At 64.7% G+C, this 18,061-nt stretch carries 18 protein-coding genes; 10 read left to right on the forward strand and 8 right to left on the reverse strand.

Features of this window, described 5'->3' with window-relative positions; genetic code table 11:
• Positions 1-41 precede the first annotated feature (41 nt).
• Positions 42-908, reverse strand: a complete 867-nt coding sequence (gene metF, locus BSG08_RS01840; protein WP_093031109.1) for a methylenetetrahydrofolate reductase [NAD(P)H] — start codon at positions 906-908, stop codon at positions 42-44.
• Positions 909-1,014: 106 nt separating this feature from the next.
• On the opposite strand from metF, the gene BSG08_RS01845 reads away from it, so the two are divergent.
• The gene (locus BSG08_RS01845; RefSeq protein WP_093031112.1) at positions 1,015-1,920 is read left to right on the forward strand and encodes a LysR family transcriptional regulator; all 906 of its coding nucleotides are present in this window, start codon (positions 1,015-1,017) and stop codon (positions 1,918-1,920) included.
• A gap of 23 nt (positions 1,921-1,943) precedes the next feature.
• Here the strand turns inward: BSG08_RS01845 and BSG08_RS01850 are convergent, their stop codons facing one another.
• Entirely contained in the window at positions 1,944-2,348 is a 405-nt protein-coding gene (locus BSG08_RS01850; protein ID WP_093031116.1) for a hypothetical protein, read from the reverse strand.
• 532 nt (positions 2,349-2,880) lie between these two features.
• The gene (locus tag BSG08_RS01855; protein ID WP_093031119.1) at positions 2,881-3,756 is read right to left on the reverse strand and encodes a helix-turn-helix domain-containing protein; all 876 of its coding nucleotides are present in this window, start codon (positions 3,754-3,756) and stop codon (positions 2,881-2,883) included.
• Positions 3,757-3,864: 108 nt separating this feature from the next.
• Between BSG08_RS01855 and BSG08_RS01860 the strand changes: the two genes are divergently transcribed.
• Both BSG08_RS01860 and BSG08_RS01865 read left to right on the forward strand, forming a co-directional pair.
• Positions 3,865-4,071 carry a DUF2061 domain-containing protein gene (locus tag BSG08_RS01860; protein WP_093031122.1) on the forward strand — a complete coding sequence of 69 codons (207 nt, stop codon included), beginning with the start codon at positions 3,865-3,867 and terminating at the stop codon, positions 4,069-4,071.
• Positions 4,064-4,969, forward strand: a complete 906-nt coding sequence (locus BSG08_RS01865; RefSeq protein ID WP_093031125.1) for a fatty acid desaturase — start codon at positions 4,064-4,066, stop codon at positions 4,967-4,969. Before BSG08_RS01860 ends, BSG08_RS01865 begins: the two co-directional genes overlap by 8 nt.
• Positions 4,970-5,012: 43 nt before the next feature.
• On the opposite strand, the gene BSG08_RS01870 is transcribed toward BSG08_RS01865, so the two are convergent.
• Positions 5,013-5,309, reverse strand: a complete 297-nt coding sequence (locus tag BSG08_RS01870) for an FtsB family cell division protein (protein WP_093031128.1) — start codon at positions 5,307-5,309, stop codon at positions 5,013-5,015.
• 128 nt (positions 5,310-5,437) lie between these two features.
• Between BSG08_RS01870 and BSG08_RS01875 the strand changes: the two genes are divergently transcribed.
• On the forward strand, positions 5,438-7,069 hold the full coding sequence (locus BSG08_RS01875) for an acyl-CoA dehydrogenase family protein (RefSeq protein ID WP_093031131.1): 1,632 nt from the start codon (positions 5,438-5,440) through the stop codon (positions 7,067-7,069).
• Positions 7,070-7,231: 162 nt separating this feature from the next.
• Here BSG08_RS01875 and BSG08_RS01880 read toward each other — a convergent pair whose 3' ends face one another.
• Together BSG08_RS01880 and BSG08_RS01885 are read right to left on the reverse strand one after the other, a co-directional pair.
• The gene (locus BSG08_RS01880) at positions 7,232-7,690 is read right to left on the reverse strand and encodes a DNA polymerase III subunit chi (protein WP_093031134.1); all 459 of its coding nucleotides are present in this window, start codon (positions 7,688-7,690) and stop codon (positions 7,232-7,234) included.
• Positions 7,690-9,162 carry a leucyl aminopeptidase gene (locus BSG08_RS01885; RefSeq protein ID WP_093031137.1) on the reverse strand — a complete coding sequence of 491 codons (1,473 nt, stop codon included), beginning with the start codon at positions 9,160-9,162 and terminating at the stop codon, positions 7,690-7,692. The genes BSG08_RS01880 and BSG08_RS01885 overlap by 1 nt, the downstream gene beginning before the upstream one ends.
• Before the next feature lie 128 nt (positions 9,163-9,290).
• On the opposite strand from BSG08_RS01885, the gene lptF reads away from it, so the two are divergent.
• The 6 genes from lptF to rsmA are packed head-to-tail and all read left to right on the forward strand — an operon-like array spanning position 9,291 to position 16,749.
• The gene (gene lptF, locus BSG08_RS01890) at positions 9,291-10,439 is read left to right on the forward strand and encodes an LPS export ABC transporter permease LptF (protein ID WP_245770572.1); all 1,149 of its coding nucleotides are present in this window, start codon (positions 9,291-9,293) and stop codon (positions 10,437-10,439) included.
• Positions 10,436-11,527 carry an LPS export ABC transporter permease LptG gene (lptG, locus tag BSG08_RS01895; RefSeq protein ID WP_093031140.1) on the forward strand — a complete coding sequence of 364 codons (1,092 nt, stop codon included), beginning with the start codon at positions 10,436-10,438 and terminating at the stop codon, positions 11,525-11,527. Before lptF ends, lptG begins: the two co-directional genes overlap by 4 nt.
• Positions 11,524-13,701, forward strand: coding sequence for an LPS-assembly protein LptD (locus BSG08_RS01900; protein ID WP_093031143.1), 2,178 nt, complete (start codon positions 11,524-11,526; stop codon positions 13,699-13,701). The genes lptG and BSG08_RS01900 overlap by 4 nt, the downstream gene beginning before the upstream one ends.
• A gap of 5 nt (positions 13,702-13,706) precedes the next feature.
• Complete coding sequence (locus BSG08_RS01905) at positions 13,707-14,939, forward strand: peptidylprolyl isomerase (protein ID WP_175544659.1); 1,233 nt, start codon at positions 13,707-13,709, stop codon at positions 14,937-14,939.
• Positions 14,936-15,901 (forward strand): 4-hydroxythreonine-4-phosphate dehydrogenase PdxA, encoded by a 966-nt coding sequence (gene pdxA / locus BSG08_RS01910; protein WP_093031149.1) that lies wholly within the window; start codon positions 14,936-14,938, stop codon positions 15,899-15,901. The genes BSG08_RS01905 and pdxA overlap by 4 nt, the downstream gene beginning before the upstream one ends.
• Entirely contained in the window at positions 15,898-16,749 is an 852-nt protein-coding gene (gene rsmA / locus BSG08_RS01915; protein ID WP_093031152.1) for a 16S rRNA (adenine(1518)-N(6)/adenine(1519)-N(6))-dimethyltransferase RsmA, read from the forward strand. The genes pdxA and rsmA overlap by 4 nt, the downstream gene beginning before the upstream one ends.
• A gap of 42 nt (positions 16,750-16,791) precedes the next feature.
• Here rsmA and BSG08_RS01920 read toward each other — a convergent pair whose 3' ends face one another.
• A complete protein-coding gene (locus tag BSG08_RS01920) occupies positions 16,792-17,370 on the reverse strand; it encodes a retropepsin-like aspartic protease family protein (RefSeq protein WP_093031155.1) in 579 nt (192 codons plus the stop codon).
• A 17-nt stretch (positions 17,371-17,387) separates the two neighbouring features.
• A complete protein-coding gene (locus BSG08_RS01925) occupies positions 17,388-18,014 on the reverse strand; it encodes a MarC family protein (protein ID WP_093031158.1) in 627 nt (208 codons plus the stop codon).
• Positions 18,015-18,061: the final 47 nt, after the last annotated feature.

Raw genomic sequence — 18,061 nt, forward strand, 5'->3', positions numbered from 1 at the left:
GGGCGCAGGTTAGGCGGGGCCGGGACGAGAGACAAGCCGCCTCAGGCCACGTCGCGCAACGTCACCCTGGGCATGACGCCAAGCGCATGGCACACATCACGTGTGAGGTCGGGACGGTTGAGCGTGTAAAAATGCAGATCCTCGGCGCCGCCCTCGATCAACTCGCTGCACAGTTCCGTGGCCAGTGCGGTTGCCAGCAGATCGTGGCGGTTGTCACGCATTGCCTTGTCGAACGCATCATCCAGCCATGCGGGCACCTGCGCCCCGCAGGCCAGCGCGAACTTGCGCGCACCGGTCCAGTTCTCGATCGGCAGCACGCCGGGGATGATCGGCGCGCTAATGCCCGCCGCCGCACAGGCGTCGCGGAAGCGAAAGAAGGTTTCCGCCTCGAAGAAGAACTGCGTGATCGCCTCGGAGGCCCCGGCGTCGATCTTGCGCTTGAGCCAGTCGATATCGGCGCGGCTGTCCGCCGCCTCGGGATGTTTCTCGGGGTAGGCGCCGACGCGGATGGTGAACTTGCCGGTCTCCGCCAGCGCGGCGATCAATTCGCAGCTGTCGGCAAAGCCCTCGGGATGCGGGGTGAAACCGCCGGTGCCCTTGGGCGGGTCGCCGCGCAGGGCGACGATCTCGGTCACGCCGGCGGCGGCGAACTGTTCGGCGATGGCCAGCGTTTCCGCGCGGCTGGCATCGACGCAGGTCAGATGCGCCGCCACATTGAGGCCGGTTGCCTTGTGCAGCGTGCCCACCGCCTCGCGCGTCAGCTCGCGCGTGGTGCCACCCGCGCCGTAGGTCACCGAGACAAAGCGCGGGTCGAGCGGCGCAAGGGTATGGATCGTGTCCCAGAGACGGAACGACGCCTCCAGCGTCTTGGGCGGGAAGAATTCGAACGAGATGCGCGGCGTTCCCATGAGTGGTCATCCTGTGCAGGAGGGATATCTGTTGCCCCCTTGTTGCAGGCACGGCACTGTGAGACAACTTCATAAATTTCATGGTTTGAATGAGGCTCGCTAATATATGCATATCGAGTTCCGGCATTTGAAAACCATCCGTGCCATTCATCAGGCGGGCGGTCTGGCGCGGGCGGCGGACATGCTCCACATCACCCAGTCGGCGCTCAGCCATCAGATCAAGGGGCTGGAGGACCAGGCGGGGGTCGAACTGTTCGTGAGGCGGTCCAAGCCCCTGCGCCTGTCGGCGGCGGGGCAGCGCCTGCTGCGGCTGGCCGAGCGGATTTTGCCCGAGATCGAGGCGCTGGAGGTCGAATTCGCCGGCCTGCGCGATGGCAGCGCGGGCCGTCTGCACATCGCCATCGAATGCCATGCCTGTTTCGAGTGGCTCTTTCCGGTGCTGGAGCGGTTCCGCAAGACCTGGGGCGAGGTGGATGTGGATATCCGCCCCGGCCTCGCGTTCGATGCGCTGCCCGCGCTGCAGAAGGAAGAGGTCGATCTGGTGGTATCCTCGGATCCCGAGAACTTGCCGGGGGTCAGTTTCAAGCCGCTCTTCGATTACGAGCCGGTTTTCGTGGCCTCAAGCCAGCACCCGCTGGCGCAGAAACCGCATGTCGAGGCGACCGATTTCCGGGATGAGGTGTTGATCACCTATCCGGTGGACCGTTCGCGACTGGACGTGTTCACGGAATTGCTGACCCCGGCCAAGATCGAGCCAAGGAGCATCCGGCAGGTCGAACTGACGGCAGTGATCCTGCTGCTGGTGGCGTCCAATCGTGGGGTCTCGGTGCTGCCCGACTGGGTGGTGCGCGAGGTCAGGACCAGCTCTGACTACGTGACGCGCCCGCTGACGGCGCAGGGCGTCACCAAGCGGCTCTATGCCGCGATCCGCGACGATGACGCCGACAAGCCCTACATGGCGCATCTGATCCGGCTGGCGCGCGAAATTCCCGTGCGATTGCAGAGGGGCTAACAGTCTGCCAGGGGCCGTTCAGATCACCACATCCAGAAACTCTGCTCATAGCGGGTCTTTCTGCCCTCTTCGCGGGGATAGGTGATCATCCGCAGGATTGCGGCAAAACAGACCATTGCCAGCGACAGGATCAACAGCCTGTCAACGCTGAGCGAATTGCCGACCAGCAGCAGTTTTCCCAGCACCAGCGTCAATGCAATCGCTGCCGGCAGGCGCACGTAGATGCCCAGCGTCAGCCAGAACCCCAGCACCGCCAGCATTCCAAGGTGGATCTTGTCGAATATCGTCCCGAACCCCGTTGGCCTGAGCAGTTCGGTCAGCACATGCGGCTGGAGGCTTTCTTCATCAATAAGACCATAAACGCCAAGGCCGAAAAGTATCAGTCCGGCCGTCACGCAAAGAAAGTTGGCGACGTAGAGAAAAAGCAATTTACCCTCCTGGGTGGTTGCTTACCAATACTCTATACGATCGTTAATGGGTTGAAATGCATCGGGTTCATGATCGGGCGTGTTGGTGTTCGTGGAGTGTAGCCAGGGAATTCACAAGATTCCACGGGTCGGTATCCAGCTTTGTCTTCTGTCTTTATTGCCTGTCCGGTCTTGTTGTTTTCTTCTTCCGGTTGATCAAGTGTCGCAGTAAGATCGGTGTTTTGCAAGCGGTATCTGGCGGTCAGATCTCAGGCGTCCGGTGTTGCAGGACGGCCCGGATCGGTTGTTCTCTTTGTATTCGAGAAACTGCGGTCGCCCGCAACCGAGTGCCACACCCGCATCCGGCTTGCATGCAGAACACGCACGATCGGTCTGCTGAAGACGATGAGCGCGAGGGCAGAAATAAGGTAAATGTCAATCATCATTACTCTCCGGGCGGCTTGTTTTGGGGCACCTTGAGTCGGAACCATAGTGCAGGAAAATGGCCAGCTTGTGGCGGTCGGAGGCCAAATCCAGGGGAATCACGCAGATTTCAGCCGTCCGGCATGTTCCCCATCGCCGCCCGCAGGGCTTGCAGATGCTCGGGCAGGGCGCGCGCCGTGGTATCGGCCTCGCGCACTAACCCGTCGAAATGCAGGGTCAGCGCCTGCACCCGCTCGGTGTCGCGAAACACCAGATAATTGCGCCCGATGTAAAGCACCGCCAGCAGCGGACCAAAGATGGTGATCGGCGCGGAATAGACCCGGCGGGCGTCGAAAAGATAAAGGCGCAGACTGGGATAGAGTTGCGTCGTGACGCTGATCAGATGGTCAAGCTGCGCCCGACGAATGTCAAGCGGCAGGCCGGTGTAATAGCCTTCGCCGCGGGCAAAGCTGTCCAGTTCATAGATCGGCAGGGCGATCTCGTAATCCGAGCGCGCGGCGCGCATCCAGGCCATCCGATCCTCGGATGCGCCGATCGCCTGATCGGTCGAACGGCCCAGATGGGGTGCATATTCCCATTCCAGCATGGCGCGGGTCTTGAGCATGTCGGGCAGGGCGGCGGGCACATGGCGGATCTTGTAGCCCGCCGCCTCCTTGTGCCACTGGAATATCTGCTCGTCGACCAGCGCGCGCGGCGCCTCGGTCAGTGACAGTGTGTTGGCAAGCATGTCGGCGGTGGTTTCCGGCCGGTCGGTGAGACCCAGCAGCCAGTCGGCAGAAACCCCCAGCGTGGCGGCGCAGGCCCCCACCACCTGCGCATTGGGCAGACGGGCAGAGGGGCCTTTGAGCAGCTGTGAAATGGTTGAGCGGTCAACGCCGATGGCGCGGGCCAGCACGCTCTGATTGCTGTCGCGCAGGCGCATCGCCTCCGTGAGGCGGGCACGAAACAGGGTGGCGCGGACACGTTTGTCGATTCTTTGGCTCATTTGGTGAATTAAATCATAAATGCGGAAAAATGTTAACTATTCACGAAATGGCGGATCAACGAATTCGCAAGCACTCTGTGCGCATCTTTTCAAGACAGAAGGGGTATCATGGAAACGCGCTTGCGCAGCATCGTAAAGGCGGTGATCTGGAACTTGATCGGGCTGACGGTCATGGCTCTGGTCGGGGTAGCAGTCACCGGATCGCTGACGGCGGGTGGCATCATGGCGGTGATCAATACGATGATCGGGCTGACCACCTATTTCCTTTACGAACGTGTCTGGGCCGGCATCCGCTGGGGGCGCTGTCATGGATAGGGCGCGTAACGAGGCCGTGGAATGGCCGACGCTGGCGCTGCTTGTGATCTGCTATGCGGTCTGGGCGCTTGGCACGACATGGGTGGCGGCGCTCTGGCTGCCGCTGGGCATCGTGGTGACGGGACTGGCCATCGCGCTGCATTCCTCGCTCTGCCACGAGGCGTTGCATGGCCACCCGTTCCGGTCGCGGATGTGGAACGAGGCGCTGGTGTTTCCCTGCCTCTGCCTCTTCATCCCCTATGGCCGGTTCCGCGACAGCCATCTGGCGCATCACCGCGATGCGGTGCTGACCGATCCCTATGACGACCCGGAATCGAATTACCTCGATCCGAAGGTCTGGGTATGCCTGCCGCGCGCGTTCCGGTGGGTGTTGCAGGTCAACAATACGCTGGCCGGGCGGATGCTGCTGGGTCCGCTGGTGGCGCAGGTGGTGTTCCTGCGCGCCGACTGGAGGGCGATCCGGGCGGGCGACCGTGCGGTGCGCAACGCCTGGGCGATGCACGTTCCGGCGGCGGCGCTGGTGCTGATCTGGGTGATTCACGCGCCGATACCGGTCTGGGCCTACCTGATCTCGATCTGGATCGGACTTGCAATTCTCAAGATACGCACCTTTCTGGAGCACCGCGCGCATGAACGCAGCAGCGGGCGCACGGTAATCATCGAGGATCGCGGCCCGCTGGCGCTGATCTTTCTGAACAACAACCTGCATGTGGTGCATCACACGCATCCCGATGTGCCGTGGTATCGTCTGCCCGCGCTTTATGCGCGCAACCGCGATCAATACCTTGCGCGCAACGATGGCTATGTCTACCGCTCCTATGCCGAGATTTTCCGCGCGCATTTCTGGCGCGCCAAGGATCCGGTGCCGCATCCAATGTGGCCGTGGCGGCGGGGATAGGACTCTGGAACAGCGGCGGCGCGGCGGACCGATCGCGCACCGCTCAGCGAATGACGATCTCGTCGCTGCGTAACAGTCCCAGCACCTCTCGCGCCTGCTGATCGAGCAGATCAAGATCGAGATAGGTGTCCGACAGTCGCTGTGTCAGGTTCTCCATCCGCGCCACACGCGATCTGAGGTCGTCGCGCTGCGCCTCGAGCGTCGCGCTCTGCGCCACGATCTCGGCGCGGCGGAACAGGCCGTAATCGCCCTGCACGGCGGCAAAGGTGAAATAGGCGCTCAGAAAGAACGCGATGATGAAGAGGATCAGCGTGCCCCAGGGGCGGCTGCGGGGTGTCATGCTCTGCTCTGCCTCTGTCCTCCGCCTCTCGGGACGGTTTGGGGCACCATGCCACAGGCGATTCGCATTGTGAATCCCCTTTCGCCCCCGTGTCTTGCGTTTTACGATACCGCGCGAAGGAGACCCCGATGCAGGACAGTCCCGCGAATGCCGCCCTGACCACTCATGAGGTGACCAACCAGCCCGTGTCACGCAGAGATACCGACCTCTGGCGCGGCGATCCGGCGTTGCAGTGCCACGCGGTGTCGTCCGGGGCGGATGGCGAGCTTCTGGCGGCCTATGGCGCGAGGATCGGCACGCAGGCGATGCGCCTTGCCGGACGCGAGGCCAATCGCCACACCCCGGAACTGATCCTGTTCGACGCGGGCGGGCGCAGGTTGGACGAGATACGCTTTCATCCGGCCTATCATGACCTGATGCGCACGGGCATCGGCGCGGGCTACGCCGCCCTGCCGTGGGAGAGCGCGCCGGGTGGCCATGCCAGCCATGCCGCGATGGTTTACCTGACTTCTCAGGTCGAGCCGGGCGTTTGCTGTCCGATGACCATGACCTATGCCGCCGTGCCCGCGCTCAGGGCCGACAAGGCGCTCTTTGCCGAATGGGTGCCAAAGCTGACCGCGCGCGCCTATGACCCCGCGCCCAGGCCGCTTGCGCGCAAGCCCGGCGCGACGCTGGGCATGGCGATGACCGAAAAGCAGGGCGGCTCGGATATCCGCGCCAATGCCACCACCGCCACGCCGGAGGGCGATCACTACCGGCTTACGGGGCACAAGTGGTTCTGCTCCGCGCCGATGTCCGACGGGTTTCTCACGCTGGCGCAGGCCCCCGGTGGCCTCACCTGTTTTCTGGTGCCCCGCTGGTTCGAGAACGGACGTAACGCCATTCATATCCAGCGCCTCAAGGACAAGCTGGGCAACCGCGCCAATGCCTCGGCTGAGATCGAATATCACGGCGCCCTGGCATATCGGCTGGGCGACGAGGGCGAGGGCGTGAGCACCATCATCGAGATGGTGCATCACACCCGCCTCGATACCGCCATGGCCCCGGCGGGGCTGATGCGCGCGGCGCTCGATCATGCCGCGCATTGGGCGCGGCATCGCAGCGCGTTTCAGAAACAGTTGATCGACCAGCCGCTGATGCGCAGCGTTCTGGCGGATCTGGCGCTCGACTGGGAGGGAACGTTGGCGCTCGGTCTGCATGTGGCGCGCGCCTTCGACGGGCGCACGGCGAGTGACCGCGCCTTTGCACGGCTTGGCGTGGCGCTGGCCAAGTTCCTTGGCAACAAGCTCTGCCCCAACCTGGTCTACGAGGCGATGGAGTGCCTCGGCGGCATGGGGTATGTCGAGGATACGCCCCTGCCGATGCTCTATCGCGAGGCGCCGCTCAATTCGATCTGGGAGGGGGCGGGCAATGTCATCTGCCTCGACATCCTGCGCACGCTCCGGCGCGAGCCGCTGGCGGGCGAGGTGCTGACCGCGGAACTGGCCAGCGCAGCGGGGCAGGACCGCCGTTTCGATGCCGCGCTCAAGGCGCATATGCAGACCTTTCCCAGACTGCCCGACGAGGCGCAGGCGCGCTGGTATGCCGAGAGCCTGGCGACGCTGCTTACCGCATCGGTACTGATCCGCAACGCGCCGGACGCGGTCTCCTCCGCCTATGTCGCAACCCGCCTGAGCGATCCGCGCGGGCGTCTGACAGGGGCCGTCGCACTGTCCGACCCCGCGTCGATCCTGACCCGGCTGGGCGAGGCGAACGATTGAGAGCCGCGCGGTCGCCGGGTCGACCGACGGCCTGATGACGGCACCCGTGGGGCGGGTTCACCCCGCCACCGCACGCCGGGCTGAAGCCCGGCCTACGTCCTGCCCTTTCACAAGCGGTCGCATGCGTGGCAAGTCGCGGTTGGCGGCGGGCCTGCCTTGCCATCACGCCTCGGCCTTCTTTTCCCATCGACCCGTCTCTTCGGACCAGTATTGCGCGGCGCAGCCTGCACCGGTCAGCGCCTTCCACTGGCCGCGCGCCGCCCGGATCGCCGCGTCATCGTTGCCGTCAAACAGGATGCAGACCCGCTCCAGCGCCTGCACCTCCTGCGCGCTCACCTCGGCTCCGTCCACCGCCATCACGCAGACAGCGCCGTTCGGGCACTCTGCGCCCAGCGTCAGCAAGACCGGCTGATCGGCGTCGTGCGGCCCGCCCGCAATGCCGTGCGGCAGGAACCCATCCTCCGGGTCCAGCCACAGCTTTTCGTCCAGCCATTCGAGCCGCGCCGCCTCACGGCCGCGCACCGCCACGCGCCAGCCCGCGCGAAGCGCCTTGTGCAGAAGCGCCGGCAGGGTTTCCTCCAGCGGTTTCCGCGTCAGATGATAGAAATAGACCGCTCCCATCAGCCCTGCTCGAACACGTCCGCGATCAGCCGGTTGAGCGCCATCACCCCCCAGCCAGAGGCGCCCTTGGGCGCATAGGGGGTCTCGGCCTTGACGCTGGCCACGCCCGCGATATCGAGATGCACCCAGGGCATGTCAGCGCGCACGAACCGCTTGAGGAACTGCGCCGCCGTGATCGACCCGGCCTCGCGCCCGCCCACGTTCTTCATGTCCGCGATCGTGCTTTTCAGCTTGTCGTCATAGGCCTGACCCAGCGGCATCCGCCAGGCGCCTTCGCCCTCGGCCTCGGCGGCCTTGAGAAACGCCTTGCACAGGGGGTCATCGTTGGAAAACACGCCGGCGTTTTCGTTCCCAAGACCGATGATGATCGCCCCCGTGAGGGTGGCCAGATCAATCATGCCGCGCGGCTTGTATTTCTCCTGCGCATACCAGAGCACATCGGCCAGCACGAGCCGCCCCTCGGCATCGGTGTTGATCACCTCGATGGTGTCGCCCTTCATGGATCTGACCACATCGCCGGGGCGCGTGGCGCGGTCCGAGACCATGTTTTCCACCAGCCCGACGAGACCCACCACATTGGCCCGCGCCTTGCGCCGCGCCAGTGTGCGCATCACACCCGCGACGACGCCCGCGCCGCCCATGTCCATTGTCATGTCTTCCATGCCTGCCGCCGGTTTCATGCTGATCCCGCCGGTATCGAACACCACGCCCTTGCCGACCAGCGCCAGCGGCGCCTCGCCTTTCCTGCCGCCCTGCCATTCCATGACCGCCAGTTTCGACGGGCTGGCGCTGCCCTGCCCGACGCTCAGCAGCGCGCCCATGCCCAGCTTTTCCATGTCCTTTTCTTCCAGAATGGTGATCTTCAGCCCCAGATCGGCCAACGCGGCGATGCGGGTGGCAAATTCGATGGTGGTGAGATGGTTCGCAGGCTCGCTCACCAGATCGCGAGTGAAAAACACGCCCTCGGCCACGGCCAGTGCTGGAGCGGCCGCTGTCTCGAGCTCGGTCGGGTTGGCAACCATCACTGTCAGCGCGCCCGCCTCCTTGGCGGCGGCGGTCCTGTGCGCGGCGAAATCATAGGCGCGCAGCACCAGGCCCAGAACCACCTCGACGGGGCGGCGCAGCGACGCCGCCAGCAGCAGTAGCGGCTTGTCAGCCTTGGCGCGCCCCAGCGCCACGCCGGCGCGGCGGTTTTCCTCGACGCTGGCGGTGCGCGACAGGATCACCACATCGAGCGCCTCTGCCGCCAGCCCCGCGGGCCAGGCGAGGGTGATCAGATCGCCCGTTTTCCTGTCCTTCAGCGCGCCGCTCTCCACCATCCGCGCCAGGACCCCCCTGGTCAGCCGGTTCACCCGCCGCGCCGCCGCATCCATTCTGCCGTCAGGGCCGATAAAAACCGCCACGCGACCGGTCGCCCTCGCAATCGCGTCGGGATCGGTTTCGGCAAAGCTGACAGAAACGGGGTTGGTCATCGAACGCCTCCTCGGATGTGGTTTGCCCAGACCTAGCGCGGCTTTGCCGCAATGACCAGTTAGCAGTTTTCCCCCGCTGGCAAATCCGCTAGGTTGCCCGGCAATACGGCTGTCTTGGGGGAAAACGCATGACCAGATTCGACAGATACATGCTGTCGCAATTCATGGTGATGTTCGGTTTTTTTGCGCTGGTTCTGGTGTCGATCTTCTGGATCAACAAGGCAGTGCGCATGTTTGACCGGCTGATCGGCGATGGCCAGCCCGCATGGGTGTTTCTCGAGTTCACGGCACTGACCCTGCCGGGGGTGATCGGCGTTGTTCTGCCGATTGCCGCCTTTGCGGCCTCCGTCTACGTGGTCAACCGGCTCAGCACCGAAAGCGAGCTGACGGTGATGCAGGCCACCGGCTATTCGCCACTGCGCCTGATCCGTCCGGTGGTGGTCTTTGGCGCGATCATCGCATTGATGATGTCGCTTCTGGCGCATCTGCTGATCCCCAACAGCCTCAGTCAACTGCGCCTGCGTCAGGACGAAGTGTCGCGCAACATCACTGCCAAACTGCTCAGCGAGGGCGAGTTCCTGCATCCCGCGCCAGGGATTACCTTCTACATCCGCGAGATCACGCCCGAGGGCGAACTCAGGGACGTGTTCCTCTCGGACCGCCGTAACCCCGAGACTGCCGTGACCTATACCTCGTCGCGCGCCTATCTGGTGCAGGAGCGCGGCGGCACGCGGCTGGTCATGGTGGCGGGGCTGGCGCAGAACCTGCGCGGCGCGAGCAATCGGCTCTTTACCACGCATTTCGACGATTTCTCTTATGATATCAGCAGCCTTGTCAGCAGGGACGCCATCGACCTCAACAAGGTCGCCTTTGCCTCGACCCTCGACATGCTGGGTAACCCGCAGGAGGTGGCGGCGCGCACCGGCACCAGCTATGGCATCGTCATGTCGCAGGTGCATGGCCGGTTCACCAGTGCACTCCTGTGCATCGTCGCGGCGCTGGTGGGTTTTTGCACGTTACTGGTCGGCACCTACAGCCGGTTCGGTGTCTGGCGTCAGATCGTGCTGGCCTTCACACTGCTGGTGGGCCTCAAGATGATCGAGAGCGCGGTGGTGGCGCCAGTGCTGATCACTGGCGCGCTCTGGCCGCTGCTTTACCTGCCGGTCTTTCTGGGCGTGGCCCTGTCGCTCGCGCTTCTGGCGCTGGCATCCTATCCCGGCATGCTGCGACAGGCATTGCGCCGCGCGCGCGTCCCGGCGACGGAGACCGGCGCATGACCCTGCAGCTCTATTTCGCACGCCGGTTTTTCGTGACTTTCCTTGGCGTGACAGTCACCATCGCGGTGCTGATCGGGTTGATCGAACTCGTGGATGAACTGGGTAACTTTCCCGATCTGCAGTTTCGTGACGTTCTCGGCATCGTGCTGCTGAAAATGCCCGAGGCGAATTACGAGATCATGCCGCTGGTGATGATCCTCGCTTCGGTCGCATTGTTCCTGCGGCTGGCGCGCTCCTCCGAACTGGTGGTGCTGCGCGCTTCTGGCCGTTCGGCCCTGCGCGGAATGTTTGGGCCGGTTCTGGTAGCACTGCTGATCGGGCTTTTGAGCATCGCCATAGGCAATCCGATCGTTGCCGCCACCTCGAAACGCCATCATGATGTCAAGATCGGCTACAAGGGCGGCAGTTCCTCGGCGCTGGCGATCGCATCCGAGGGGCTGTGGCTGCGCCAGCGCAGTGAGGAAGGCCAGACCGTCATCTTTGCCGCGCGTGCCAGTTCCGACCTCTCGACGCTCTACGAACCCAGTTTTCTCGACTTTGGCCCAGAAGGTCAGCCGCTGCGCCGGATCAATGCGCAGACGGCGCGACTGGTGGCGGGTGAATGGCAGCTTGCCGACGCCAAGGCATGGGATCTCAGCCAGGGCGTGAATTCCGAGGCCACGGCCCTGCAACTGCCCGACCTGGCCGTGCCCTCGGATTTGACCCAGGACCGCATCCTCGACAGTTTCGGCCAGCCCGAATTCATCCCGATCTGGGAATTGCCGCGCTTCATCGGTCAACTGGAGAATGCCGGCTTCTCGGCCCGCCGCTACGCGATCTGGTACCATACCGAACTGGCGCGTCCGGTCTTTCTGGTGGCACTGATGCTCATTTCGGCAGCCTTCACCATGCGGCATACGCGCGGGGCCAATGTGGGGCTGATGGTGATGACGGCGGTGCTCATCGGCTTTGGCCTGCACTACATCCGCAATTTCGCCCATATCCTTGGCGAGAACGGTCAAATCCCGATCCTGCTGGCCGCCTGGGCCCCGCCGCTGGCGGCGGTATTTCTGGGTCTCGGCATCCTGCTGCATCTGGAGGACGGATGACCCGGACGGCGCGCCTCGTTCTCTGCCTGCTGTTCTGGGCAACGGCCGCCGTTGCGCAGGACGCACCGCCTGCCCCGGCGCTGCTGGTGGCGGATGACGTGCGGCTGACGGCGGATGACAAGCTGATCGCCACCGGCAATGTCGAGGCGATGTATCAGGGACGCCGGCTCACGGCCAGCGCGATCACCTATGACCGCCGCACCGATCAGATCTCGATCACCGGGCCGCTCACCCTGACGGATACAACCGAAAACACCGTGGTCCTGGCCGACAGCGCCGATCTCGACCGGGACCTTACGAACGGTCTGCTGCGCGGTGCACGGATCGTCATGGCGGATCAGCTGCAACTGGCCGCGAACGAGATGAACCGCGTCAATGGCCGCTACAATCAGCTCTACATGGCCGCGGTCACCTCCTGTCATGTCTGCGAGACGGGGCGTCCGCCACTCTGGCAGATCCGCGCAGAGCGGATGATACATGACCAGCAAGGCCGTCAGCTCTATTTTCAGAACGCCCAGTTCCGCATTCTCGACGTCCCGGTGCTTTACCTGCCGCGCCTGCGGCTGCCCGATCCGACGCTGGACCGTGCGACAGGCTTTCTCACCCCTTCGCTGGTCAGTTCAAGCCTGCTCGGGACCGGCGTTCGCGTGCCCTATTTCATCCGGCTGGGCGATCACCGCGACCTGACGCTCGCACCTTTCTGGGCCACCGACTCGCGGCGGCTGGAACTGCGCTATCGGCAGGCTTTCCGCACCGGCGATATCGAATTCAACGCTGCAATCTCGGATGACGATTTCAACCCGCGTTCCTCGCGCGGATATCTCTTCGCCGAAGGCCGCTTTGATCTGCCGCGCGATTTCAAGCTGGGATTCAACCTGGAACTGGCCAGCGACGATACCTTTCTGCTCGATCACGGTTTTTCCGAAAAGGATCGCCTGCAGAGCGGACTGTCGCTCGAACGCGCCCGGCGCGACGAATATATCCGGGGCGCACTCACCCATGTCCAGTCGCTGCGTGACGGCGAAAGCAACGCGACCCTTCCCTCGATCATAGGCAACGGCGAATACGAGCGGCGCTTCTTTCCAAGGCGTCTCGGCGGCGAGTTGCGCTTTGCGGCGGTGGCGCACAGCCATTATCGCAGTTCCGATCTGACCACGGACGGCCCCGATCCCGACCGCTTTGCCGATGGCCGCGACGTCACACGGCTGACCACCAGCCTCGACTGGCACAAGACCTGGACCTTGCCTGCGGGCATTCTGGGCCGCCTTCAGACCGGTCTCGCGCTCGATCACTTCGAGATCGGTCAGGCGGGGCTGACCAGCCTCTCGCAGGCCACCGAACTGACCCCGACGGCGGCGCTGGAACTGCGCTGGCCCTGGATCAAATCCACGCCCCGAAACGTCACTCATGTGATCGAGCCGGTGGTCCAGTTGGCATGGATCGGCGGCTCGAACCCCGATATCCCGAATGATGAAAGCATCCTGATCGAATTTGACGAGGGCAATCTCTTCAACCCGTCGCGGTTTACCGCGCCCGACCGGCGCGAGCGTGGCTATCAGGCGGCCTATGGGCTGAGCTGGACCCGCCTCGACCCTTCCGGCTGGCAAGGCTCGCTGGCGCTCGGGCAGGTGGTGCGCGACGAACAGCTGACCGAACCGGGCGGCGCCACGCCGTCTTTCACCAAATCCTCGGGCCTGCGCGACCGCCGCTCGGATCTGCTGATCGCCGGACAGTTCCGCAATGGCACCGGGCTGACCGTTACCGCGCGCAGTCTTTTTGATGACGTTTTCGACACCACCAAGGCCGAGGCCCGCGCCAGCTGGCAGAATGACCGCACCGATATTGGCGCCACCTATGTCTGGCTCAGCGATGATCCGGCGGAAAACCGCTTCTCGACCGTGTCGGAATGGTCGATCGACGGCAGCTACCGGTTTGCCCGTCACTGGACCGGCAGCGCAGAATGGCGCTATGACGCGGCCAGCGACCGAAGCGTGCGCGCGGGTGCGGGGCTGACTTATACCAACGAATGCGTGGATGTCACGCTTTCGATCTCGCGCCGCTTTACCACTTCGACTATCCTTGAACCGGAAACGAACATAGGCTTTACGATCGGGGTGCGGGGCTTTTCCGCCGGCACGCGCGACACGAGCTTTACACGCAAATGCAAGAACTGATGAGGATGACCCCGATGCTTTGCCGGACACTCTGCGCCTTGGCCGTTACCGTCCTTGCAGCCCTGACTGCCATCCCTGTCGCAGCGCAGAATCTCTTTGAGCCAGTGATTCTTGTCAACGAGCAGGCCGTCACCCGCTACGAACTCCAACAGCGGGCGCGCATGCTGACGCTGTTCCGGGCGCCAGGCGATCCCAACCGACTCGCGCGTGAGCAGCTGATCGAGGAACGGATCAAGCTCGACGCCGCGCGGATCAGTGGCATCGTTCTGGATGACGACGCCGTGCGCGCGGGCATGGAGGAATTCGCCGGTCGCGCCAATATGAGCGGCGAGCAATTCGTGCAGGCCCTCGCCGGCGAAGGGGTTTCGGAATCGACATTCCGCGAATTCGTGCGCGCCGGGATCACCTGGCGCGAGGTGACCCGCGCTCGGTTCGCCAGCCGGGTTTCGGTAAGCGACAGCGATCTGGAGCGCGCGACGCTGGCGCTGACGGGCGGCTCTTCGGTGCGGGTGCTGCTGTCCGAAATAATCCTGCCGGTCAACAGCCTGGAGGATGCCGAGGAGAAACAGGCGCTTGCCGCGGGCATCGCCGAGTCGACCAGCGAAAGCGAATTCGCCGCCGCCGCGCGGCGTCATTCCGCCGCCCCGTCGGCGGCGCAGGGCGGGCGGATGAACTGGGTGCAGCTCAGCGATCTGCCCCCCGGTCTGCGCCAGGTCATTCTGACGCTCGGACCGGGTGAGGTGTCCGACCCCCTGCCGATCGACGGTGCGCTGGCACTGTTCTACTTGCGCGACATCGAGGAAACCTCGGTCGCCACGCCGGAATATTCCGCCATAGAATATGCCGCATACTACATCCCTGGCGGGCGCAGCGCGCAGGCGCTGCAACGCGCCGCGCAGGTGCGGGCGCAGGTCGATGTCTGCGACGATCTCTACGGTGTGGCTCTTGGCCAGCCCCCCGAGGTGCTGGAACGCGGTTCGAAGGCGCCTGAGGAGATTCCCGCCGACATCGCCGCCGAACTGGCGCGGCTCGATCCGGGCGAAAGCTCTGCTAACATCACCCGGGCCAACGGGCAGACACTGGTGTTTCTGATGCTCTGCGGGCGCTCGCCCAAGCTGGACGGCGAACAGCCCACGGTCGAGGATCTGTCGAATTTCATTCGTAATCAGCGGATCGAATCCTTTGCAAACAGCTATCTTGAACAGCTGCGCGCCGAGGCGCGGATCGTCGAGAAGTGACGCTTCCGGTTGCGCTCAGCTGCGGTGAACCGGCGGGCATCGGGCCAGAAATCGCCGCCGCCGCCTGGGCCGCGCTGCGAGGCAGCCTGCCGTTCTTTCTGATCGGCGATCCCGCGCATCTGCCCGCAGGCACGCCCGTGACCGAAATCGACGACCCCGCCGAGGCTGCTGCCGCGACGGGTTTGCCCGTGCTGCGTCACACCTTTCCCGGCACCCTGACCCCCGGCATCCCCAACCCCGCCCATGCCGTGGCCGTGATTGAGGTCATCGCGCGCGGCGTCTCGCTGGTGCAAACGGGTCAGGCGCTTGCGCTTTGCACCGGCCCCATCCAAAAGCAGGCGCTGCAGGAGGGGGCCGGTTTCGCCTTTCCTGGGCATACCGAATACCTTGCCCATCTCGCAGGCGTGCCGCGCGTGGTGATGATGCTGGCCAGCGCGCAGTTGCGCGTCGTGCCCGCCACAATCCATATCCCGCTGAGCGATGTGCCGCGGGCGCTCAGCCCTGAGCTTCTTGAGGAAACGATCCGCATCACCCACGCCGCGCTGATCCGCGATTTCGGCATCAGCGCCCCGCGTCTCGCCATCGCCGGTCTCAATCCGCATGCGGGCGAGGGCGGCCGGATGGGTCGCGAAGAGACCGAGATCATCGCCCCCGTGCTCGACCGCCTGCGCGCCCGCGGCTTCGACCTGCGCGGACCGCTTTCCGCCGACACGATGTTCCACGCCGCCGCCCGCGCGCGGTATGACGCGGCCATCGCCATGTATCACGATCAGGCGCTCATCCCGATCAAGACGCTCGATTTCGACCGTGGCGTCAATGTCACCCTGGGCCTGCCCTTCGTCCGCACCTCGCCCGATCACGGCACCGCGCTCGACATCGCGGGGCAGGGCGTGGCCAACCCCACCTCGCTCATCGAGGCGCTGAAACTGGCGCAGCGCATGGGGCTTGCGCGCCGCGCATGAACAGGCTCGACACTCTCCCGCCGCTCAGCCGGGTGATCGCCACGCATGGCCTCTCGGCGCGCAAGTCGCTGGGGCAGAATTTCCTGCTCGATCTCAACCTCACCGCCAAGATCGCCCGGCAGGCGGGCGACCTCAGCGCCTGCGATGTGCTGGAGATCGGTCCCGGTCCGGGCGGCCTTACCCGTGGCCTGCTGGTCGAGGGGGCGCGCCATGTGCTCGCCGTCGAAAAGGATGCGCGCTGCCTGCCCGCGTTGCAGGAGATTGCCGAGGCTGCGCCAGGCCGCCTCAACATCATCAACGCCGACGCGCTGGACCTCGACCCGCTGGCGCATCTTTCGTCACCCATCCGGGTGGTGTCGAACCTGCCCTACAATGTGGGCACCGAACTGCTGATCCGCTGGCTCACGCCCCCCGAATGGCCGCCGTTCTGGCAATCGCTCACGCTGATGTTCCAGCGCGAGGTGGCCGAACGGATCGTGGCACAGCCGGGGGGCAAGGCATACGGGCGGCTTGCGCTGCTGGCGCAATGGCGCGCCACGCCGCGCATCGTGATGCACCTGCCGCCGGGCGCATTCACCCCGCCGCCCAAGGTATCGAGCGCGGTGGTCCACCTGACCGCACTGCCCGCGCCGCGCTTTCCCGCCGATCCGGGTATCCTCGAAAGCGTGATCGCCCGCGCCTTCAACCAGCGCCGCAAGATGCTGCGCGCGGCGCTCAGGGGGGCAGCCCCGGATATCGAGGACCGGCTGCTTGCCGCTGGCATCCTGCCCACCGAGCGCGCCGAGACCGTCAGCCTCGAACAGTTCTGCGCGCTGGCCCGGCGCATGCCGGGCGGGGCGGAGGGGTAGGGGCGGGGCGGCGCGAGCGGCAACATCAATCCGGTCCCGCGCCTACCGCGTCAGGACCAGCCTGCCGCCGGTGATCTCGATGCTGGAGAACCGTTGCAGGTAATCCATCCCCAGCAGCGATTGCTCCAACTCGCCCTCGTTGACCACCGCGCGCACGCCCTCGTGCCGCACCGGCCCCACGGCGATGCTGTCCAGACGTACCGGCGCCGTGCGCACCATCCCGTTGGCGGTCCGCGCGCGGCCCAGGTAGACCAGGCTTGCGGTATCGATTCCGGCGCGCTCCGCGTCTCTCCGGCTCAGGACGATCTGGCTTGCCCCGGTATCGACCACGAACCGCAGCGTGGCGCCGTTGACCTCGGCCATTAGGTAATAATGCCCGTCCGGCGCGCGTGGCAGTTCGATCCGGTCACCTGACACCACGTTCTGCATCGGTCGTACGCTCTGGCGAATATCGTCCCATAGCCCCACGACCGCGATCGCGCCCAGAAAGATCAGCCCCCAGATCAGCGCCTGCTGCATCAGCTTGCCTAGCGACGCACGGTTCTGGGCCACAAACCACAGCAGGATCGCCGATCCCAGAATGATCAGATAGGTCAGGCGCGCGAAATCGAACTGTTCCATGATCCCGATATAGGCCCTCAGCCCACCAGACCAAAGCCGCGTAACCCGTCCAGCACGAATTGTACCGCCAGAGCGGCCAGCAGCATCCCCAGAAGGCGTGTGACCACGTTGATCCCCACCCTGCCAAGGGCGCGCTCCAGCATTCCGGCCATCAGGAACATGACGAACACCAGCACGATCACCAGCAGCATCACCCCGATCACCCAGGCCAGCCCCTCGGCGCCCGGCTTCTGTCCCGCCAGCAGGATCACCGTGGCGATCGAGCCGGGTCCGGCGATCAGCGGAATGGCGATGGGAAAGACTGACGGGTCGTCGCCCTCGTCCTCGTCGGCGGTATCTGCCTGTCCCTTGCGCCGCTGCCCGCGCCGCTCGAACAGCATGTCGAGTGCTGTCAGAAACAGCAGCATGCCCCCCGCGATGCGAAAGGCGGGCATCGAGATACCGATGAAACCCAGCACTGCCTCGCCAAAGGCGGCAAAAACGATCAGCAACAGCGCAGAGGTGACGCAGGCGCGAATGGCAATCGCCCGCCGCCGTGCCGTGCTCATGCCCTGCGTCAGCGCCACGAACAGCGGCGTCATCCCGATAGGGTCGATGATCACGAACAGCGTGACAAAGGCGGTGATCAGGAATGCGGTATCCATGCAGGGCAGCCTATCGCGGTTATCTCCGCCTTGCACCATGTCGCGGC

It is taken from the genome of Roseovarius azorensis, from assembly GCF_900109455.1.
GTDB lineage: Bacteria > Pseudomonadota > Alphaproteobacteria > Rhodobacterales > Rhodobacteraceae > Roseovarius > Roseovarius azorensis.

Excerpts from the sequence above, each read along its gene's own strand:
- metF (WP_093031109.1), bottom strand. The coding sequence starts at position 908 with ATGGGAACGCCGCGCATCTCGTTCGAATTCTTCCCGCCCAAGACGCTG.
- BSG08_RS01845 (WP_093031112.1), top strand. The coding sequence starts at position 1,015 with ATGCATATCGAGTTCCGGCATTTGAAAACCATCCGTGCCATTCATCAG.
- BSG08_RS01855 (WP_093031119.1), bottom strand. The coding sequence starts at position 3,756 with ATGAGCCAAAGAATCGACAAACGTGTCCGCGCCACCCTGTTTCGTGCC.
- BSG08_RS01860 (WP_093031122.1), top strand. The coding sequence starts at position 3,865 with ATGGAAACGCGCTTGCGCAGCATCGTAAAGGCGGTGATCTGGAACTTG.
- BSG08_RS01865 (WP_093031125.1), top strand. The coding sequence starts at position 4,064 with ATGGATAGGGCGCGTAACGAGGCCGTGGAATGGCCGACGCTGGCGCTG.
- BSG08_RS01870 (WP_093031128.1), bottom strand. The coding sequence starts at position 5,309 with ATGACACCCCGCAGCCGCCCCTGGGGCACGCTGATCCTCTTCATCATC.
- BSG08_RS01875 (WP_093031131.1), top strand. The coding sequence starts at position 5,438 with ATGCAGGACAGTCCCGCGAATGCCGCCCTGACCACTCATGAGGTGACC.
- BSG08_RS01880 (WP_093031134.1), bottom strand. The coding sequence starts at position 7,690 with ATGGGAGCGGTCTATTTCTATCATCTGACGCGGAAACCGCTGGAGGAA.
- BSG08_RS01885 (WP_093031137.1), bottom strand. The coding sequence starts at position 9,162 with ATGACCAACCCCGTTTCTGTCAGCTTTGCCGAAACCGATCCCGACGCG.
- lptF (WP_245770572.1), top strand. The coding sequence starts at position 9,291 with ATGACCAGATTCGACAGATACATGCTGTCGCAATTCATGGTGATGTTC.
- lptG (WP_093031140.1), top strand. The coding sequence starts at position 10,436 with ATGACCCTGCAGCTCTATTTCGCACGCCGGTTTTTCGTGACTTTCCTT.
- BSG08_RS01900 (WP_093031143.1), top strand. The coding sequence starts at position 11,524 with ATGACCCGGACGGCGCGCCTCGTTCTCTGCCTGCTGTTCTGGGCAACG.
- BSG08_RS01905 (WP_175544659.1), top strand. The coding sequence starts at position 13,707 with ATGACCCCGATGCTTTGCCGGACACTCTGCGCCTTGGCCGTTACCGTC.
- rsmA (WP_093031152.1), top strand. The coding sequence starts at position 15,898 with ATGAACAGGCTCGACACTCTCCCGCCGCTCAGCCGGGTGATCGCCACG.
- BSG08_RS01920 (WP_093031155.1), bottom strand. The coding sequence starts at position 17,370 with ATGGAACAGTTCGATTTCGCGCGCCTGACCTATCTGATCATTCTGGGA.
- BSG08_RS01925 (WP_093031158.1), bottom strand. The coding sequence starts at position 18,014 with ATGGATACCGCATTCCTGATCACCGCCTTTGTCACGCTGTTCGTGATC.